The following is a 20,322-nucleotide window of genomic DNA, read 5'->3' as shown; positions in this document are numbered from 1 at the left end:
CCCTCGCAGTCCCATCGCAGGCGGGCGCAGGCCCGCCGCTCATGTTGGAGTCAAAAGATGAACATTACCAAGGAGCGACTGGGGGGTCTGCTGTTTCTGCTGCTCTCCCTCGCCTATGGCTACTACGCCACCGAGATACCGGGCTACCCCGGCGACGAATACGAACCCTTCACCGCCAGCACCCTGCCCTATGCCCTGGCCGGGATCGGGGCGCTGCTCTCCCTGCTGCTGGTGCTCTTCCCCGGGGGCGAGCCCCTGCGCCGGGAAGAGGGGGACTGGCGCCGGGTCTTCATCCTGCTCGGGCTCATGGTCATCTACGGACTGGGGCTCACCTGGTTTGGCTTCGTGCTCTCGACCATCGCCTTCCTGAGCGTGGGCATCCGGGTGCTCGGTGAGCCCAGCCTGCGCTACGGCCTGATGATCAGCGTCCCCTTCTCCATCGGCTTCTGGGCCCTGCTCACCAAGGGGCTCAACGTCTATCTGGAGCCGGGTCGCCTGTTCACCCTGCTCGGTTTCTAAGGAGTCACCATGTTAGACGGAATCTTGCAAGGACTCGGCACCGCACTGCTGCCGGTCAACCTGATGATGGTGGTGCTTGGCTGCTTCATCGGCACCTTTATCGGCATGTTGCCGGGCCTTGGCCCGGTCACCGCCATCGCCTTGATGATCCCCATCACCTATGGCTTGGATCCGGCCTCCGGCATCATCTTGATGGCGGGGGTCTATTACGGCGCCATCTTCGGGGGCTCCACCTCCTCCATCCTGATCAACGCCCCCGGCTGCTCCGCCACCGTGGTCACCGCCTTCGACGGCTATCCCCTGGCCTGCAAGGGACAGGCGGGCAAGGCGCTGGCCATCGCCGCCTACGCCTCCTTCACCGGCGGCACCCTCTCCGCCATCATGCTGATGGTGGCGGCGCCCCTGCTCGCCAAGGTCTCCCTCTCCTTCCAGTCGGCGGATTACTTCGCCCTCATGGTGCTGGGGCTCTCCGCCGTGGCGGCCTTTGCCGGCAAGGGGCAGGTGCTCAAGGCGCTGATCATGGCGCTGTTCGGCATCATGATCTCCACCATCGGCATCGACCGCAGTGTCGGAGTAGACAGGTTTACCTTCGGCCTGCCGGATCTGCGTGATGGTTTCTCCTTCCTGCTGCTGGCCATGGCCACCTTCGCCCTGGCAGAGATCCTGATGACGGTGCTGCGCCCGGGCAAGGACAACAGCGAGGAAGAGGCCAGGCAGATGCAGCAGCTCGGCAGCCTCAAGCTCAGCAAGGAAGAGGTCAGAGAAATCGCGCCTCCCATCGCCCGCTCCTCGGTGCTGGGCTTTCTCATCGGCGTGCTGCCGGGAGCCGGCGCCACCATCGCCGCCTTCATGGCCTATGGCGCCGAGCGCAACATCGCCGGCAAGCAGCGCCAGGAGCAGTTCGGCAAGGGCAGCCTGCGCGGCCTGGCCGCCCCGGAAGCGGCCAACAACGCCGCCTCCACCGGCTCCTTCGTGCCCCTGCTGACCCTGGGGATCCCGGGCTCCGGCACCACGGCCCTCATCCTGGGCGCCCTGGTGGCCTACGGCATCCAGCCGGGCCCGCGTCTGTTCATGGAGCATCCGGACGTCTTCTGGTCGGTGATCATCTCCATGTATCTGGGCAACGTGGTGCTGTTGATCCTGAACCTCCCCCTCATCCCCTACCTGGCCCGGGTACTGGCGGTTCCGCGCCCCGTGCTCATCCCCATGGTGCTGCTGTTCTCCCTGACCGGGGTCTATCTGGTCTCCTTCAACACCATGGACATCCATGTGATGGCCATCGTTGCACTGATCGCCATCGGCCTGCGCCTGCTCACCTTCCCCATGGCCCCCATGCTGCTCGGCTTCATCCTGGGGGGCATGCTGGAGGACAACCTGCGCCGGGCCCTGGTGATCAACGACGGTAGCCTGAGCTTCCTGTGGGAGCGCCCCATCACCCTCGCCTTTACGGTGATCACCCTGACCATGTTGCTGCTGCCCGTCTGGCAGTGGTGGCAGGCTCGCCGGGCCCCCAAGGGGGAGCCTGCCACCAGCCACTGAATCGATGATCCTCTGCCACCTCTGAACCCTGACCATCACGCGCAGAGACCTTGATGCCCACGGGAAGCAAATCCTGATAAAAAGAGCGCCGAAAGGCGCTCTTTTCTTGTCTGGACAACAGGCTCCGGGCGACCGGATCACGGCTTGCGGTAACGCCGCTCCGGCCGCCCGACGGTGCCATATTCGAGCTCGGGGCTCGCCAGTTGCTGCCCCACCAGAAATTCCAGATAGCGGCGCGCCGTGGTCCGGCTCACCCCTATCCGGCTGCCTATCTCCTCGGCACTCGCGGCCTCCGGAGTCAGGGCCGTCAGCACCCGCTGCAGGGTGAGAGCATCGATGCCCTTGGGCAGTCCCTCTGCCACCACCTGCTGCAACGGCGTACCGAACAGGGTGTCCACCGCCTGCTGGTCGATGTCGGCCAACGCCGCCAGGGCGGCGATGCTCTGACGGTACTTCTCCAGGGTGTCGCGCAGCCGCTCGAACACCACGGGCTTCAAGATGAAATCCACCACCCCGAGGCGCATCGCCTCCTGCAGGGCAGCGGCTTCCCGCGCCGCGGTGAGCAGGATCACATCCAGACTCGCCCCCGCCTGGCGCAGCTCTCTCAATAGCGAGAACCCCTCTCCATCGGGCAACCAGACATCCAGCAGCACCAGATCGGGCCGGAGGATCCCTATCTGCTCCCTGGCATCGAACAGGGTCAACGCCACCCCCAGCACCTCGAAACCGGCGAGGCGCTGCACGAAGCGGCGGTGGATCTCGGCAATGGCGGGATCATCCTCGACGATCAGGATCTTGATCACTCACACCTCCTTGGGAATGTAACAGACGACGCAACTTCCCTGCGTCGTGGCTTCGATGGTGATCTCCCCCTGCAGGGCATCCAGGGTCTTGCGCACCAGGGAGAGCCCGATACCGTGTCCTGGCTCGGGCTTGCTGCTGACCCCCTGTTCGAACAACCTGTCCGCCAACTGCGGGTCGATGCCGCCAGCCCCGTCCTCCACCTCCAGCACCAGATCCTGCCCCAGATCGCTCAGGGAAACCCGGATGGGCTGATAGGGCGCACCGTGGCGGCGGGTCGCCTCGAAGGCGTTGTCGATGAGGTTGCCCAGCACCGTTACCAGCTGGGAACCGCTGACACGGGCAGGAATGTCGTGCAGACGGGCATCGGGATCGATCACGAGCTCAAGACCGAGCTCGTGGGCCCTGTGGTATTTGCCGAGCAGCAACCCCGCCACCTTGGGTTTGGCGATGGCCCCCATCAGGAAGCCGAGCAGGGTCTGCTCGGTGGCCGCCTCCCGCCCGATGAAGGCGAGCGCCTCCCGGGTGGCACCGAGCTCAATGAGGCCGGCGATGGTCCCGAGCTGGTTGTTGTGCTCGTGGGTCTGAACCCGCAGCAGATCGCTGTAGGCCTGCACCTGGGAGAGCTGGGCACTGAGTTCCGCCAGCTCGTCCTTGCGCCGAAAACTCGACACGGCGCCGATCAGCTTGCCCTCGCGCACCAGCGGCAAGCGGTTGACGATGAGGGACTGGCCGTTGAGCACTATCTCCTCGTCAAACTGGGGGGTCTGCTCTTGCAGGATGGAGAGCATGCGACTGCCCGGCAGCAGGTGACCGATGGGCTGGCCGATGGCGCTCCTGGCGGTGGTGTCGTCCAGGCGCAGCAGCTTGATGCCGTTGGGGTTGAGGGAGGTGAGGCGCCCTTGCTCGTCGATGGTGAGGATCCCCTCGCGCACCGTGCGCAGGGTACAGTCGAGCTCCGCATAGAGACGCCCCATCTGCTCGGGTTCAAAGCCGAATATCGCCTTCTTGTAGCGCCGGGCCAGCCAGGCGGCGGCGACACTGTTGAGCACCACGATGAGCAATGTCATGGCCAGACCGAAGCGCAAATAGCCCTGCAGATCCGCATCGATGTCCCGCACCAGATAGCCGACCGACACCACCCCGATGATCTTGCCCATCTCGTCCCGGATGGGCCCCTTGCCGCGCACCGAGACCCCAAGGGACCCTTGGGCCCTGGAGATATAGGCTTCCCCCTGCAGGGCACGCTCGGGATCATCCCCCACCATGGCTTTGCCAATCCGGTCCGCATTGGGGTGCACCAGGCGGCGTGCCTGCCTGTCCCCGATGACGATGTAGCTGGCCCCGACCTCGGCGCGGATCCGCTCCACCAGGGCATTGAGGCGGACCGTATCCGCCCGCTTCACCCCGGCGATGACGCCGGACTCCCGCGCCACCAGCCGTGCCACATCCAGGGCCTGATCCCCCACCTCCCGGTAGCGCTGCTCGGCGACATAGTAGTAGCTGGCCCCGCTCAGCAGCACCAGTTGCAACAGACTGACCAGACAGAGAATGAGCAGGAAGCGTCCTTGCAACCCGAGTCTCATGCCTCCTTGTCGCCTCGCAACAAGTCGAGCAGCAGACTGCCATCGCGCAGGGCCTTGTGCACCTGCACCGAGGTGGGTTTGGTGGGATCTTCGTAAAAGTGGGTGGATTCAATCTGCAGGCGCACCAGGTACTCGGCGGGCAACTGGCTTGCCAGGGACTGGTGCAACATGGGGAAGAGCAGTCGATCGGCCCGGGTGATCTCCCCCCCGAGCAGCAGCTTGCCCGGATTGAGCAGGCAGATGAGGTTCGCCAGCACCCGGGAGAGGCGGCCTGCTGCCTGGTGCAGGATGTCCTGACACAGGCTGTTGCCAGCCAGCGCCAGCTCGCACAGCTCGCGGATGGTGACGCTTTCGGGCAGATCGAACTCCTGCATCCGTTCGCGCAGCTCCCGATATTGCGCCTCCAGCGCCTGATTGGTCACCAGGGTGCAGGCGCAGCCGAAGCCACCGCAGTAGCAGCGCTGGCCATAGGGTTCGAGCTGCAGGTGGCTGAGATCCCCGAGCAGAGCCGACTCGCTCTCGATGAGCTGGCCATTGACCACCATGCCGACCCCGATGTCGTTGTGCACGAACACCAGCACCGCATCCGAGCAGTTCCTGGCGGCCCCCCACTCACGTTCGGCCTGGATCCAGGTGCGCACGTCGCCGCTCACCAGCACGGGTACCGAGAAGGCTTCCTGCAGGGTGGGACCGAGGGGCCAGTTGCGCAGATCGTAATAGGGAAAATGCTTGACCATGCCGGAGTGGCGCTCCACCTGACCGGGCAGGCAAAGGGCGATGCAGGCCAGACGCAGCGCCTTCTTGGGCAAAAAGCCCTCGATGGCCCGCACCAGGCTGGCCAGCAGCTCGGCACGCTCCGCCTCGTTGAAGACATGGCGATGGCGTGCCAGGGAGTGACCCGCGAGATCGAACAGGGCCATGTCCACATAGCCGCGCCCCAGGCGCATGGAGAGAAACTGGAAGCGGCGCTCGTTGATGCGCAGCAGGGTCTGGCGACGGCCACGCCCCACCGAGCTCTCGCCGCAGGTGATCACCAGGCCGCCGTCCAGCAGCTCGCGGGTGATCTTGGTGATGCTGGCCGGCGACAGGCCGGTCAGACGGGACAGATCGGTACGGGACAGCTCCTTGTGCTCCTCCAGGCTGGCATAGACCAGGCCGTAGTTGAGCTGACGGATCAAATCGATACTGCCTTTCACGATCTCATTCATAGGGTTGGGGCTAACGAAAGGAACGAATGGCGCGATTTTCACACATTCTGCGCCGATCCCCAAATTTGCCGTCTGGAAATCCTGTCCAGACGGCAAAAATGTGATTAGTAACGGAAGCGGGAGACGAGTTGGCGCAATTTGTCACCCGTGCCTGCCAGGGCGCGGGTGGTGGTGCTGGACTCCCCGGACGCCTCGGTCAGCTCGCTGACGATCTGCTGGATGGCCACCAGGTTCTTGTTGATCTCCTCGGAGACCGCGTGCTGCTCCTCGGCGGCCGTGGCGATCTGGATGTTCATGTCGTTGATGGTGCCGACCGCCGCCACCATGCTGTCCAGGGAGCTGGCGATGTGGCTCGCCTCCTGCACCGTCTCCTGGCTGCGTGCCTCGCTGGCCTGCATCACCTCCACCGCCTGCTTCACCCCGCCCTGCAAGCGCTGGAGCATCTCGTTGATCTCCTTGGTGCTCTGCTGGGTACGGCCCGCAAGGGATCGCACCTCATCCGCCACCACCGCAAAGCCGCGCCCCTGCTCGCCCGCCCGGGCCGCCTCGATGGCGGCGTTGAGGGCCAGCAGGTTGGTCTGATCGGCGATGCCGCGAATGACCTCCACCACGGAGCCTATCTTGCCGGTCTCGTGGGCGAGCTGCTCGATGACCCCGGCCGCCACATGCACTTCGTCCACCAGCCGGTTGATGCTGCCGATGGCGCTGTTCACCACCCCCCGGGCCGCATCGGACTCGCGGGCCGCATCGCTGGTGGCGCTGGCGGCGTTGGAAGCGCTCGCCGCCACCTCCTGGGCGGTGGAGCTCATCTCGGTCACCGCGGTCACCACCTGATCCGTCTCCTTGCCATGGCCCTGCATCTGCCTGTCCGCATGCTCGCTCAGGCTATGCAGCCGATCCACGGCCCCCAGCAACTGGTGGCTGGTCTCCCCCACCTGGCTCACCACCGACTGGATCCGCTCGACGAAGCGGTTGAAGGCGGCAGCCAGCTGCCCCACCTCGTCCTTGCTCTGCACCTTGAGGCGCTGGGTCAGATCCCCGTCCCCGTCGGCGATGTCGTTGAGGGCTGCGACCGCATCCGCCAGCGGGCGGGTGACCCGGTTGCCGATCACCACGGTGGCCGCCAGGGTCACCCCCAGGATCACCAGGATGAACAGCACCCCGGTTTTCAGGGAGCCATACATGGTCTCCTCCCGCTCGCTGCGCAGGGTGGCCAGCTCATTGTCGATGTCGTCGATGTAGAAGCCCGTGCCCATGACCCACTGATATTTGTCGAGCACCAGGTTGAAGGAGAGCTTGGGGGCATCCCGCCCGATAGAGGGCTTATTGGTCCAGTACTCCGAGAAGCCATCTCCTTCCCGCGCCGACTTGATGATCCCCTGAATGAGGAAGGCACCCTTGGTATCCTTGTCCTGCCAGCGGTTCTTCCCCTCCATCTCGGGCCGAGTCGGCAGCAGCACGGTATTGCCCTGATAGTCGTAGACGAAGAAGTAGCCGTCGCTGCCATAGCGCAGCGGCCGCAATATCTCCTTCACCTGCTGGCGCACTTCGGGGCTGTCAGGCTTGCCGTAACTGCCCTCGATGGCCGTCTTGGCCAGCATCAGATAACTGCTGAGCAGCGCCTTGCGCTCCTTGATTGCCCTCTCCCTCGCCACCACCAGATCCGATTCCAGATCGCTCCTGGCCACCAGGTAGTTGCTGAGATTGACCACCAGGGCCATCAGCAGCACGGGGATGGCCCCCAGTAACAGGATCTTCTGCTTAAGTGTCATTGTGTCACCCTTTGTGCTGTGTTCATTGCTGCATGATGTCTGCCTAAACGGCATGGGAAGCTGGCCGAAAGGGAAGTGCGTTCGCTACAATCCCGCCACCTTTAATTATCGACCAGATGAGCTGACTCATGAACCTATGTCCTTGCGGTTCCTCTCTTTTTCTTGCCAAGTGCTGCGGTGTACTCCACGCAGGTCAGCCCGCCGCCACCCCGGAGCAGCTGATGCGATCCCGCTACAGCGCCTTCGTGCTGGGATTGGGAGAATATCTGGTACACAGCTGGCACCCGGACTATCTGAACGGGTTGACCGCGGCCGACCTCTCATCGACCGACACCCGCTGGGATGGCCTCGAGATCCTCGCCAGCCAGGGCGGCCCCGATGACACCCTCGGCATGGTGGAATTCAAAGCCTGGTTCCTGGAAGGGGACGAACGTCACTGCCTCCATGAGCGCTCCCGCTTCGTGCGCCATCAGGGGCACTGGGTCTACACCGACGGCGAGCAGGATCCGGCGCCGCTGCGGGTCGGGCGAAACGACCCCTGCCCCTGTGGCAGCGGCAAGAAGTTCAAGAAGTGCTGCGGCTGAGGTTTCCCCCACGCCGCCCTCTGGCCAGCCCCCGGGCTGGCCTTCTTTTCCCCGCCATGCTTCCCCCTGCCCGCCTCGACGGTGACGTGAGGTTCATCACATTTCGCTCATCCCCTCACACTAAATGAGCGTTTACGAACATTAATTTGGCCCATATCAAACATTTTACGTCGTTAAGGCGCCACACTGGCCTCATCTGGAAGAGATGAGACGGGCAAGAATGAAAAGAATCACCACACAAGTCGTCATCATAGGGGGGGGCGCCACCGGCGCCGGCATCATGCGCGATTGCGCGCTGCGCGGCATCGACTGCATCCTGCTTGAGCGGGACGACATCGCCGCCGGCACCACGGGCCGCAACCATGGCCTGCTCCACTCCGGCGCCCGCTACGCGGTGACGGATCAGGAGTCCGCCCGCGAATGCATTCAGGAGAACCGCATCCTCAAGCGGATCGCCAGCCACTGCGTCGAGGACACCGGCGGCCTCTTCATCACCCTGCCGGAAGATGACATCCATTTTCAAAATACCTTCATAGACGCCTGCGCCCTGGCAGGCATCGACGCCCGCCAGCTGGATCCCGCCGAGGCGCTGCGCCTTGAACCCAACGTCAACCCGGCGCTGATCGGTGCCATCCAGGTGCCGGACGGCACGGTCGACCCCTTCCGCCTGGCCGCTGCCAACGTGCTGGACGCCAAGGAGCACGGCGCCCGCATCTTCACTCACAGCAAGGTGCTGGGGCTTTTGCGCACCCAGGATCGAGTGCACGGGGTCAAGGCCATCAACACCCGCACCGGCGAAGCGTTCGAGGTGGAGTGCCAGGAGGTGATCAACGCCGCCGGCATCTGGGGCCAGCAGATCTGCGAGTATGCCGACCTCGGCATCCGCATGTTCCCGGCCAAGGGTTCCCTGCTCATCATGGATTACCGCCTCAACCAGCTGGTGCTCAACCGCTGCCGCAAACCGGCGGACGCGGACATTCTGGTGCCGGGCGATACCATCTCCCTCATCGGCACCACGTCGAGTCGCATCGATTACCACAAGATTGACCAGCTCACCGTCGAGCCCGAAGAGGTGGAGGTGCTGCTGCGCGAGGGGATAAAACTGGCCCCCATCATGGCCCGCACCCGATTGCTGCGCGCCTACGCCGGCGTTCGCCCCCTGGTGGCGGTGGATGGCGACGAGTCCGGCCGCAACATCAGCCGCGGCATCGTGCTGCTGGATCACGCCGAACGAGACGGCCTCCAGGGGTTCAACACCATCACAGGCGGCAAGCTGATGACCTACCGGCTGATGGCCGAATGGGCCACCGACTTGCTTGCCAAAAAGCTTGGCAACAGCAAGCCCTGCCGCACCGCCGAGCTGAGCCTGCCCGGCTCGCGGGATCCGGAGAAGGTCTCCGCCCCCGGTCTCTCGGTACCCGCCGAAGGCTCGGCCCAGTACCGCCACGGCGAGCGGGTCATCGCCTTTTTCCGCGACAATCCCAAGGCCAACGCCCTCATCTGCGAGTGCGAGATGGTGACCGCGGGCGAGATTGAATACGCCCTGCGGGAGCTCGACGTGGACAACCTGGTGGATCTGCGCCGCCGCACCCGCCTCGGCATGGGCCCCTGTCAGGGGGAGCTGTGCGCCTATCGCGCCGCCGGTCTGATGCAGGAGTATGGCAAGGCCGACGGCCGTCAGGCCTGCGTCATGCTGCGCCAGTTCCTGGAGGAGCGCTACAAGGGCACCCGGCCGGTGCTGTGGGGCGATGCCCTGCGGGAAGCCGAATTTACCTACTGGATCTACGAGGGGCTGTTCGGCCTTGGCGAGTGGACGGCCCCCCACCTGGTGGCCGAGCCCCCCTTCCCGCTCGATGCCAGCACCGCAAATCCCACCAAGGAGCGCAGCCATGAAATTTGACAGCATCGTGATCGGCGGCGGCATGGCGGGCCTCTCGGCGGCCCTGCGCCTGGCCGAAGCCGGCCAGAAGACCCTGCTGATGGCCTCCGGCCAGAGCGCCCTGCACTTCTCCTCCGGCTCGGTGGATCTGCTGGAGAGCGACGGGGATCCCCGCGCCGCCCTGCCCGCCTTTATGGCCGCCAACCCCGAGCATCCCTACAACAAGGTGGGGCTGACCCATATCGCGGCAAGCCTCGATGATCTGCAGCGCCACTGCGCCGCGCAGGGATTGCCGCTGTTTCGCCAGGAGCGCAACCACCAGCGGCTGACCCCCATCGGCACCCTCAAAGCCACCTGGCTCTCCCCCGACACTTGCGCCTGCGTGACGGATGCCCCCGCCCCGAACGCCATCCTGCTCGCCACCCTGGAAGGGTTTCGCGATTTTCACCCGGCGCTCGCGGCGGCGAATCTCGCGACCCACGCCCGTTTTGCCCACAGCCGCATTCTGACCGGGGAAATTCGCCTGCCCCAGCTCGCCCAGTTCAGCCGCAATCCCCACGAGTTTCGCTCCGCCGACATCGCCCGCCTGTTCGACAAGCAGGGGCCTGGCCAGCAGGACCTGCTGGCGGATCTGGCCCGCGAGATCAGCCGCATGGTGCAGGGATGCGGCGTGCCCGGCTGTCGCCATATCGTGCTGCCCGCCTGCCTGTCGCTGGGGCTAGTCGGCCCGCGTCTGAGCGAGCTGGAACGGCGCACCGGCTGCACCATCAAGGAGGTGGCCACCATGCCGCCGTCCCTCATCGGCATGCGGATGCAGGAGGCCCTCAAGCGCCGCTTCATGGCCCTTGGCGGCACCTTCCTCACCAGCGAGCGGGTGCTGGGCGCCCGCTATGACGGCGACAAGGTGATCGGGGTGCACAGCCAGCACGGGGAGGATCAGCTGTTCGAGGCGGACCACTTCGTGCTCGCCTCCGGCAGCTTCTTCAGCCGCGGGCTGGAGTCGCGCCTCGGGGGCATTCGTGAACCCATCTTCGATGCCGACGTACTGAGCCTTGCCGAGCGCGACGCCTGGGCCGGCCGCCGCCTGTTCGACCACCACCCCTTCATGGGCTTCGGGGTCAAGACCGACGAGCGGCTGCGGGTGCTGCGCGGCGGCAGGCCCCTCACCAACCTTTACGGCGCCGGCAGCGTGCTCGCGCACTATGACCCCATTAAAGAAGGTTCCGGCTCCGGCGTGGCCGTTGCCACCGGCTGGCAAGCCGCTGGCCATATTCTGGCGGAGGGCTGAGATGAATCACATATTCCCACTCCAACGACACGGCGTGCTGGCCCACGACGATGCCCAATCCAAGGAGGGCTCTGGCTCAGGTGTCGCTGTCGCCACCGGCTGGCAGGCTGCCGGTCACATTTTGAGTTCAGCCCAATGATGATTTCGCCCCATATCCCGTACCTTCACACCCAACGGGAGGAGAATTGACATGCTACTGGATCATGCCAACCAGACTTTCGATCAGTGCATCAAATGCACCGTCTGTACCGCCTACTGCCCGGTGGCCAAGGCCAACCCGGCCTACCCCGGCCCCAAGCAGGCGGGCCCGGATGGGGAGCGGCTGCGCATCAAGAGTCCCGAGCTCTTTGACAGCGCCCTCAAATACTGCACCAACTGCAAGCGCTGCGAAGTGGCTTGCCCGAGCGGGGTGCGCATCGGCGACATCATCGCCAAGGCCAAGCACCAGTACAGCGGCTTCAAACCGGGGATCCGCGAGTTCGTGCTCTCCCACACGGATCTGATGGGCAGCATGTCCACCCTGATGGCCCCGGTGGTCAACTTCACCACCGGCCTCAAGCCGATGAAGCAGGTGCTGGACAAGGCGCTGGGGGTCTCCTCCCACCGGGACTTGCCCAAATATTCACAAGGCACCTTCCGCGGCTGGTACAAGAAGCAGAAAACGACTCAGGCCCGCTTTGCGCGCCAGATCGCCTACTTCCACGGTTGCTATGTGAACTACAACCACCCTCAGCTCGGCAAGGAGCTGGTGCAGGTGCTCAATGCCATGAACATCGGTGTCCAGCTGCTTGCGCGGGAGAAGTGCTGCGGCGTGCCGCTGATTGCCAACGGCTTCATGGACAAGGCCAAGCAGCAGGCGGCCTTCAACATCAAGCAGCTGGAGAACACCCTGCTTGGCAACGAGATGCCGCTCTTGGCCACCTCCTCCACCTGCGGCTTCACCCTGCGGAACGAATATCCCCACCTGCTGGAGCAGGACAACCACAAGGTGCGGGATCGCATCTCCCTGGTGACCCGCTTCCTGTGGAATGAGTTCGATCGGGGCAACAAACCGGCCATGAAGCCCCTCAATCTGCACATCGCCTACCACACCCCCTGCCACCTGGAGAAGATGGGGGGGGTCATCTATACCCTCGAACTGCTGCGGGCCATCCCCGGGGTCAAGGTGACGGTGCTGGACTCCCAGTGCTGCGGCATCGCCGGCACCTACGGTTTCAAGTCGGAGAACTACGACACCAGCCAGGCCATCGGTCAGGGGCTGTTTGATCAGATAAACCGGCTCAAACCCGATCTGGTCATCACCGACTGCGAAACCTGCAAGTGGCAGATCGAGATGAGCACGGCGTTTCGCTGCGAACACCCGGTGCACCTGCTGGCACGGGCGCTGGCCTGACCGCCATCCCCCCGGTCCTCCCATCATCACGGGCACCGGCTTGGAAGCGACACGCCCCGGTCAATGCCTGCACCCCCTCTGGCCGGCATTGACCGGGATCGGCGCGGCAAGGCCCTGACGCCGCCCGGGCAGCCCGATGGGAGGCCCGGGCGGCGAATTCCTTTGGTTGTTTGAACCACCAACACAGTAAAAAGCAGCAACAACACCCACTCTGTTAAAAACCATCTCCCATTACCACCACCGGGAAATATCAAGCCAGCATATTCAGCCAAAAAAAGAGCCGGCATTCGCCGGCTCTTTGCATCATCTCACCCCATCAGGGGTGCTGGATGATCAGGCTGTGCTGATCCAGCATGGATTGCAGGATGTCGTGAGAGGAGGAGCCGCTCAGGTTCCAGCCACTCAGATCCACGTCCTTCAGGGTGATCTGCTGGGTGACATTGCCATCCCCCGCCGGGGAGACCGACAGGCTCACGTCACTCAGGCCGTTGCCGGTGCTGGTCACCGATGCCTGGAGATGACCCAGCAGGCCATCCACGCTGTTGTCGGTCACCCCCTTGAGCAGGTCCGCCAGATCGATCCTGTCCCCCTCCTGGGGACGGAAGTCGGTGATGGTGTCTATCGCCGGAGAGGCCGTCGTCCCCTCGTCACCACTGCCCCACACGAAGAGATCGCTGCCGGCGCCACCGGTCAGGATGTCGTTGCCCTGACCGCCCCGCAGCACATCATCCCCCATGCCGCCCAGGAGGCGATCATTGCCGGAGGAGCCGAACAGCCAGTCCCCCTGATCCGAGCCCAGCAGATCGTGGCCGCTCTGGCTGTGGATGGTGATGGTCTCCGTGGTCGAGCTCAGGGTGCCGCCACCCAGGCTGGATTCGGCACTCAGGGTGAGGGCATGATCCCCCGCCGGCAGATCCTTGAGGTAGATGGGCACGGACTGGTCCATCGGCAGCAACCAGTCGTTGCCATCCGCGTGGCCGACGCTCTGGCCGTGCTCGTCCACCACCTGGGCGCTGCCGAGGTTCTGGATCCGCACCGACAGCTCACCCGGGGCCGGATTGACCACGCTGGCGCTGAGGTTGAGCGGCACCCAGGCCCCTTGCAACGCAAGGATATCGTGGGTGCCGACCCCCAATTGGGGATCGTCCGGCTCGGCCGTCACCTGGATGGCAATCTGGGCGCTGTCGGTCAGGACGCCACCGGCACCGGTATTACCCTGATCCGAGGTGGTGATGCTCAGGTTGTCCTGACCCCAGAAGTCCCTGGCCGGCTCGTAGTGTAGGTTGCCTGCCAGCAGGCCGTTGAGATCATCGAGCGACCCGACCAGGGTCACCACGCTGGTCCCCGCCCCCTGCACCGAGACGGCGCCTGCCGCCCCCAGCAGGGTCAGCACACCGTGCTCCACCCGCAGCACCATGGAGATGGGCGCACTGCCCGCATCCACGTCCTTCACGCTGATCCCGGTGAGCGACAGGGAGCCATCCTCTTTCACCTGCAATGAGCCCGGCACCTGGGTGACAGGGGCATCATTGACTGGCTCGACCTCGATGGGCAGCACGTCGGTATCGCTCAGGGGGCCACCGCTGCCGGTGTTGCCAAGATCATTGGTCACCATGGTCAGGGCATCCTGGCCATTGAAGTCCTGCTCGCCCTGATAGGTCACGCCCCCTGAGAGCAAGGCATTGATGGCATCCTGGGAACCGCTCAGCACCAGGGTGTTGCTGCCGCTGCCGCTCACCGTCACGCCACTGCCCGCCGCCAGTTCCAGGGTACCGTGCAGCACGGAGAGGGTGACAGAGAGGGGGCTGTTGCCCGCATCCACATCGCTCACCTGCAGCCCGTGAATGGTGAAGGGCTGATCTTCCTGCGCCACCTGGGGCGTCGTTGGCAGCTGGTTGACGGGGGCATCGTTGACCGGTTGTACCAGGATGGGCAGCACATCGGTGTCACTCAGGGCGCCACCGCTGCCGGTATTGCCCCTATCGTCCGTCACCATGGTCAAGGCGTCATTGCCATGGAAGTCCGGGTCGCCCTGATAGGTGACGCCGCCCGAGAGCAGGGCATTGAGATCCGCCAGCGTGCCGGTCAGCACCACATCGCCGGTACCGTTGCCGGTCAGGGTCACGCCGCTCCCGGCCGGCAGGGTCAGGGTGCCGTGCTCCACCGAGAGGCGCACTTCCATGATGCCGTTGCCCGCATCCACGTCCTTGACCTGCAAACCCTGGATGACGAACGGCTCGTCCTCCTGGGCCACCTGGGGATCATCGGGCAGCACGTTGACGGGGGCGTCGTTGACCGGGCTCACATCGAGATGGATGGTGCCGTTCACTTCGGGGCCGAGGGCGCCGTTGTCCAGGCTCTGGGCCGTCACCTTGATCGCCATGGCGCCGTTGGCGTCGTTGGTCACGAGCTCCACCGCGTCGAGCTTGCCCCCATCCGTGGTGACCTGCCAGCGGCCACCGCCGAGATCCACCACGGTACCGCTCACGCCGCTCGGCAGGCGGATTTCTGCCCCGTCCGGCACCCCTTCCAGGGTGACGCGCACCTGCTCGGGTCCGTTCTCGTGCACATTGCCGGCATTGCCGCCGGTGGCATGGGTATCCCGGGTCTCCACCCCCAGGTTCAGGGTGATCACATCCCCTTCGGTGCCGCTCGCCTGCTCCTGCATGTCGGTGATGACCGCATCCCCCACCGGATTGACGGTGACAGTGAAGCCCGCACTGGTTTCAAGGGGCAGGGTCAGCCCTTTGTCCAGAGTGAAGGCGCTCAGGGTCAGACTCACGGTGCCGCTGAAGTCCGCAGGCGGGATCAGGGTCAGCTTGGAGAAGTCGGTGCCCACAGGCACCTGCCACACCCCGCCGCCGTTGTTGACCGCCGGGGCGGACAGGGTGAAGCCATCCGGCACCCCCTTGATCTGCAACCCGACGATCTGCTCGGAGCCATCGTTGTCGATGAGGCTGGCCCCCAGCCCCCCCAGGCTCACGCTGCCATCTTCCTGGCCCGTGACGTTCTGGACCGTGAGGTTGGCCGGATCGTTCACCGGCAGCACCTCGAAGTTCACGTTGCCGCTCCAGCTCCCCCGATCCGTGCCCGTGGTGGCGGTATCGAGAATATCCACCGTCACCGCCAGCGGCACCTTGCCGCTGAAGTGCTCCTTGGGCACGAACACCAGATCCTTGAGGTCCGCCGGGTCGTTCACCGTGAGGGTGGCGGCCGGCTGGCCGTTCTTGTCGAGGAAGTGACCATATTGAGGATCCACGGTCACGACCACCCGCTCCACGGTCTCGAGACCGCCATCGGCCACCGAGGGGCTGATGTCAGCGAGCTTGACCGAGAGATCGAGGTGGATCTCGGTGTCTTCCAGGTTGTCAGGCTGGCCGTCGCCGTTTACGTCCTTCACGTTCAGTTGCAGCTCGGGCAGGCCATCCGCCCCGCCGTTGATGTCCACCTCCGGGGTGATGGAGAGAGTGACGTCCTTCTCCACCATCTTGGTGTCACCGCTCACGGTGTCGGTGTTGACCAGGCGCACATTGAAGTGCAGACCGTCACCGGCATAGTCTTGCGGCAGGGTCAGGGTCAGGCGGTCGAGATCATCGAGGCCGCCCGGCAGCTTGATGAGGTACTCGCCATTGACGAAGTCGAAGGTGAGCCCCTGCACGTTGACGCCCGGGGGGAGACCTGTGATGACGATGCTGAGCTCGTCATCCCCGCTGTCCGCCGTGCCCAGGGTCACCATCTGCTTGAGCTGGCTGCCGAAGTTGACGCCGTGATCCTCCACCCCGGTGATGGGGGTACTGTTGTCAAAATCGACATCGGCGGCCACCTGACCCGAGTGGGTCGCGCCATGGAAGTCGGCGCTGGCGGTGATCTCCCGATAGGCCGGGGCGCTCACATCCCCCTCGTTGTTGTCACCAAGGTCGACCACCCTGGCGCTCACCTTGAAGGTGACGGTGCCGGTGAAGCCATCCGGCGAGCGCAAGGCATAACTGCCGAGGGCGTCGTGGGGCACCGTCCAGTTGCCCTTGCCATCGTTGATGCCGCCCACCACCACGAAGCCGGGGGGCAGATCGCTGATCACCAGGTAGTCGATGACCTCATCGCTGCTGGGGTCCAGATCCTCGAACACGAAGACGCCGTCCAGCGGGATGTCGTGCCCGTCCGGGCTCTCCAGCTGACCGGTCTGCACCAGGTTGGCATCAGGCTCCACCACCGCCTGGATATCCACATGCAGGGTGCCGTCGATCACCTTCTGGGCAGTGGCGCTGGAGTCCACATCCACTTGTGTCACCGTGACATGGCTCTGGAGGGTGGTGTCCCTGTCGCTGTCTTCGGGCCCTTTCACCAGCAGCTGGCCACCGCCGAGCAGGCTTTGCAGCTCGGCGTCGCTCAACTCCACGGCGCCGCCGCTCACGGTCAGCTGGGTCTCGACCCCACCCACGCGGATCCAGACTTCATACCCAGGTTCGATACCGGAGAGGCTGAGGTGAGTCACCTTCTCGGCGCCGTCTGTCAGGTCAGGCTGCCAGTCGAGGACGGTGAACTGATCCTCCAGGCCATGGCTGGTCTTGGCATAGTCGGTAGCGTCGATGGCCGGCTCCACCTTGATGGTGAGGGGCACGTCGAAGCTCTTGTGATCGCCGTCGTTCTCGGTCACCACCACGTGGCCGACCAGGTGCAGATCGGCGGTGCTGTTGGGGGGCGGCTGGATCTGCAGGTTGCCAAGGCTGGTCACATCCACCTGATAGAGAGGATTGCCCTTGCCATCGAGCCCGGCGAAGGTCAGGGTCAGCTCCTTGCCACTGCCGTCGAATACCCTGGCCCCTTCCGGCAGCCCTTCCAGCACCAGGTTGAGGGTTTCCGAGTGATCGAGCGGGGTATCCGTCCACTCCCCCGAGGTGAGCTTGAAGTCCAGCGGTGCCCGGCCATCCTCCTGGATGGTGATGCTGTAGCCGTTGCCATCCTGGGTCCAGTCGGTGGTATTGAGATCGAAATGAGGTTCATCCACTACCCCCACCAGATCCACGTGCAGGCTCTGGCTGCCGGTCTCCTTCTCGTTCACCACAGTGTGGGTCTGGCCGCTGGCATCGGTCAGGATGGCGGTGTCCTTCACCACCCCCTTGATGGTGAGATCGAAATCGACGTTGCTGTTTTTGGGCGGCAGCAGCTTGAGGTCATTGATGCGGTCATAGGGCACCTCGTAGTAGCCGTTGGCATCCAGAGTGACCGCCACCCCGCCAAGCAGCAGGGTGGCACCGGCGGGCAGGCCGCTGATGCGCACGAACAGCTGCTCGGAGCCATCCGTGGTGTCTCCCAGATGGGCGAGCCCAATCTTGCTGCCCAGATCGATCAGGGTATCTTCCTTGCCCTGGATCTCGCGCACCGTCAGCTTGGCGTCGTCCGCCAGCGGGTTTACGTTGACAATCACCTCCAGCGGATCGCCGAGGGCCGTCTCCTTGCCGGTCACCACCGGGGTCTTCTCCGTGCTCACCGGGGTCACAATGAGCTTGATGTCACCGCTGTAGTCCTTGCCGGGCACCACGGTCACCTTGTTGATATCGCCACCGGCCACCGTATAGAGGCCGTTCGCCCCCGGAGTGAGCACCTTGCCATTCAGGGTCAGCGTGCCCTGGCCGGAGGCCCACTCTATCTGGTAGCTCAGGGTCTCGGAGCCGTCCGTATCGGTGAGGCCCGCCTTGACGTTGAGGGCGATGCCGCTGCTGTCCTCGTCCGCGGTGTAGTGCTGGTGCGTGTTGCCCGCATCCCACAGGGGTTTGTCGGCAATGCCCTGCACCGTGATGTCCAGATTGCCGGTCAGCACCGGGGGCTTGCTCCCCTCGGTGACCCCCACCTGCAACTGCATCGGGAAGCGCAGCGCAGCGCCTCCGTTGTTGTAGCTCGAGTAGTCGTGGTTTGGCACAAAAGTGACACCGGTGAGCTGGAACTTGTCATCGGTGTTGGCCACCGCCACCATGGCCGCGGGCGGCACCTCATACCAGGTCTTGCCCCCCTGGGTGATGGTGGTCAGTGCGACGCCGTTGAAATAGAAGGTGCCCTGGGCGTTGGCTGGCGCCTGGATAAGCAACTGCTCCACATGCTCGCCCCGATCGAAATCCCCCACATCCAGGTTCATGGTGATGGGGATCCCCTGGCTCGGATCGCTCGCCCCCGCATCCTCCTGGCCGGTTACGGCGCTCACGGTGAGCTTGCCCGCCTCGTCCCGGATGGTCAGGGTCAGAAGACCGTCGTCGGTATCCCCGTCGCCATCCACCAGGTGGAAGCCTATCTGCTGTACCAGGGTGCTGTTGCTGTGATCGATGCCCGATTTGGCGGTGAAGCTGTAGTCACCCTCGGCATTGATCACCAGGGTGCCGATGATCTGCCCCGTGCCGTCTGTCACCGAGATGGTGGTGTTGCCCGTGGCGGCGATGGGGTGCTCGGTGCCATTGATGGTCACCGCTCTCACCACCGCATCATCCGCCCCCTCGCTGGCAGTGGCCAGCAGATCGCCGGTCACTTTCGCCCCTTCATTCAGGGTCTTGCTCGCGTCCACGGCCACCGGCACGTCGTCCTGCACGCTCACATGACCGATCACTTCGGCGCTCAGATCCCCGTCACTGTCCCGTGACTGCAATGGCAGCTGGATATCCAGCAGATCCTTGCCCTGGACGCTGTGATCCAGGTTGCCGGTCAGCTCGAAGGTGTAGCGGCCGGACACATCCAGGGTCAGCTTGAAGATGAGCTTGCCTGCGCTGTCCTTGCCAAGGTAGACACCCGGCTGGCTGTCTGCCCCAATGGTGACCGCCTTGCCCCCCGACGTCAGGGTATTGAGGGCGTTGAAGCGGGCTACATCCAGTTGCAGGGAAACCACCCGGTCACTCCCGGCGGCGATCGTCACCTGGCCGATGGCAACCTCTCCCGTGCCTGACGGGCTGGTGCCCCCATGCTGGCCACTGCCCCCGTTGAGGTCCGACTCCTTGACGGTCACCCCCTCGATGGCTGTGATCACGGGATCCGCCGCATCGGTGATCACCGCCGTGGTGCTGCCGGTGATCACGCTGCCATCGCTGTCAGTCACCTTCACCGGCAGGCTCAGGTTGAGCTTGTCGTCGGCACCGTGATCCAGGTTGGTGTGTACCGTCACCTGGTAGTCCAGGGTTGCCTGGGTATGGGCTTCGATGCGCCCCGGTACGCTCGGCAGGGTCACCGTCAGCACCAGGGTGCCGCTCGCAGTCACTGCCTGGAAACCGTGGCCGTTGCTGCCCGCCACCTCTTGCCAGGTGAGGGTCTCGCCGTTGTGGGTGATGGCCTTGCCACTCCCATCCACGACTTGGCCCGAGAGGGTCAGCCGCACGTCCACCACGGGATCGGAGTCTGCAGTGATGGTCAGGGTGCCGGTGGCATGCTGATCATCGCCGGTCTGGTTGTTGCCGGCGCCATCGAAGCGCCCTTCACTCACCGTCACACCGGTCAGGATGAGGGTCGGGTTGGCCCCTTCCGAAATGCGGATGTTGAGGGTGCCCGTGGCGCTATCGTTGTTGCCCGCCCCCTTGTCGCTGTCGACGATATTGAGCTTGAACGGCAGGTCGGTCGCGGTGCCACCGCTCTGGTGAACCCCCTCGAACAGGGTCACCTTGTAGTCAAAACCGTTGCTGGCGGCATTGTCCAGCTTGCCCACCAGTTCGACCTGAAGCACCTCGACGCGCTGGCCATTGACTTCCACATAGCCCTTCAGCACCTGGTTGCCCGGGATGCT

General features: G+C 64.6%; 11 protein-coding genes and 1 pseudogene. 7 read left to right on the top strand and 5 right to left on the bottom strand.

Going from position 1 to position 20,322, the window contains the following annotated elements:
• The first annotated feature begins 57 nt into the window (after positions 1 to 57).
• Together AB5Y53_RS06930 and AB5Y53_RS06925 are read left to right on the top strand one after the other, a co-directional pair.
• The gene (locus tag AB5Y53_RS06930; protein ID WP_005300329.1) at positions 58 to 519 is read left to right on the top strand and encodes a tripartite tricarboxylate transporter TctB family protein; all 462 of its coding nucleotides are present in this window, start codon (positions 58 to 60) and stop codon (positions 517 to 519) included.
• A 9-nt stretch (positions 520 to 528) separates the two neighbouring features.
• On the top strand, positions 529 to 2,058 hold the full coding sequence (locus AB5Y53_RS06925) for a tripartite tricarboxylate transporter permease (RefSeq protein ID WP_368181455.1): 1,530 nt from the start codon (positions 529 to 531) through the stop codon (positions 2,056 to 2,058).
• 137 nt (positions 2,059 to 2,195) lie between these two features.
• Here the strand turns inward: AB5Y53_RS06925 and AB5Y53_RS06920 are convergent, their stop codons facing one another.
• The 4 genes from AB5Y53_RS06920 to AB5Y53_RS06905 form a co-directional block, all read right to left on the bottom strand.
• A complete protein-coding gene (locus tag AB5Y53_RS06920; protein WP_368181453.1) occupies positions 2,196 to 2,861 on the bottom strand; it encodes a response regulator in 666 nt (221 codons plus the stop codon).
• Positions 2,862 to 4,445 (bottom strand): sensor histidine kinase, encoded by a 1,584-nt coding sequence (locus tag AB5Y53_RS06915; RefSeq protein ID WP_043155894.1) that lies wholly within the window; start codon positions 4,443 to 4,445, stop codon positions 2,862 to 2,864. It lies immediately after the preceding gene.
• The gene (locus AB5Y53_RS06910; protein ID WP_041215063.1) at positions 4,442 to 5,653 is read right to left on the bottom strand and encodes an ROK family transcriptional regulator; all 1,212 of its coding nucleotides are present in this window, start codon (positions 5,651 to 5,653) and stop codon (positions 4,442 to 4,444) included. The genes AB5Y53_RS06915 and AB5Y53_RS06910 overlap by 4 nt, the downstream gene beginning before the upstream one ends.
• Before the next feature lie 104 nt (positions 5,654 to 5,757).
• Positions 5,758 to 7,425 (bottom strand): methyl-accepting chemotaxis protein, encoded by a 1,668-nt coding sequence (locus AB5Y53_RS06905; RefSeq protein ID WP_103243044.1) that lies wholly within the window; start codon positions 7,423 to 7,425, stop codon positions 5,758 to 5,760.
• 128 nt (positions 7,426 to 7,553) lie between these two features.
• On the opposite strand from AB5Y53_RS06905, the gene AB5Y53_RS06900 reads away from it, so the two are divergent.
• From AB5Y53_RS06900 to glpC, 5 genes are all read left to right on the top strand, one after another.
• A complete protein-coding gene (locus AB5Y53_RS06900; RefSeq protein WP_368181452.1) occupies positions 7,554 to 8,009 on the top strand; it encodes a YchJ family protein in 456 nt (151 codons plus the stop codon).
• Positions 8,010 to 8,229: 220 nt separating this feature from the next.
• Positions 8,230 to 9,909, top strand: a complete 1,680-nt coding sequence (gene glpA / locus AB5Y53_RS06895) for an anaerobic glycerol-3-phosphate dehydrogenase subunit A (protein WP_368181451.1) — start codon at positions 8,230 to 8,232, stop codon at positions 9,907 to 9,909.
• Positions 9,899 to 11,176 (top strand): glycerol-3-phosphate dehydrogenase subunit GlpB, encoded by a 1,278-nt coding sequence (gene glpB, locus AB5Y53_RS06890; RefSeq protein WP_368181450.1) that lies wholly within the window; start codon positions 9,899 to 9,901, stop codon positions 11,174 to 11,176. Before glpA ends, glpB begins: the two co-directional genes overlap by 11 nt.
• 1 nt (position 11,177) lies before the next feature.
• A complete protein-coding gene (locus AB5Y53_RS06885; protein WP_158657322.1) occupies positions 11,178 to 11,315 on the top strand; it encodes a hypothetical protein in 138 nt (45 codons plus the stop codon).
• A 51-nt stretch (positions 11,316 to 11,366) separates the two neighbouring features.
• Positions 11,367 to 12,569 carry an anaerobic glycerol-3-phosphate dehydrogenase subunit GlpC gene (glpC, locus tag AB5Y53_RS06880; protein WP_368181448.1) on the top strand — a complete coding sequence of 401 codons (1,203 nt, stop codon included), beginning with the start codon at positions 11,367 to 11,369 and terminating at the stop codon, positions 12,567 to 12,569.
• Positions 12,570 to 12,885: 316 nt separating this feature from the next.
• Here glpC and AB5Y53_RS06875 read toward each other — a convergent pair.
• Positions 12,886 to 20,319, bottom strand: a pseudogene (locus AB5Y53_RS06875) (type I secretion C-terminal target domain-containing protein); the annotation flags it as partial.
• Positions 20,320 to 20,322: the final 3 nt, after the last annotated feature.

This window comes from Aeromonas sp. R7-5 (assembly GCF_040908015.1).
Classification (GTDB): domain Bacteria; phylum Pseudomonadota; class Gammaproteobacteria; order Enterobacterales; family Aeromonadaceae; genus Aeromonas; species Aeromonas caviae.
The sequence above is the reverse complement of the archived record's forward strand: the minus strand, read 5'-3'. Positions and strand labels throughout refer to the sequence as shown.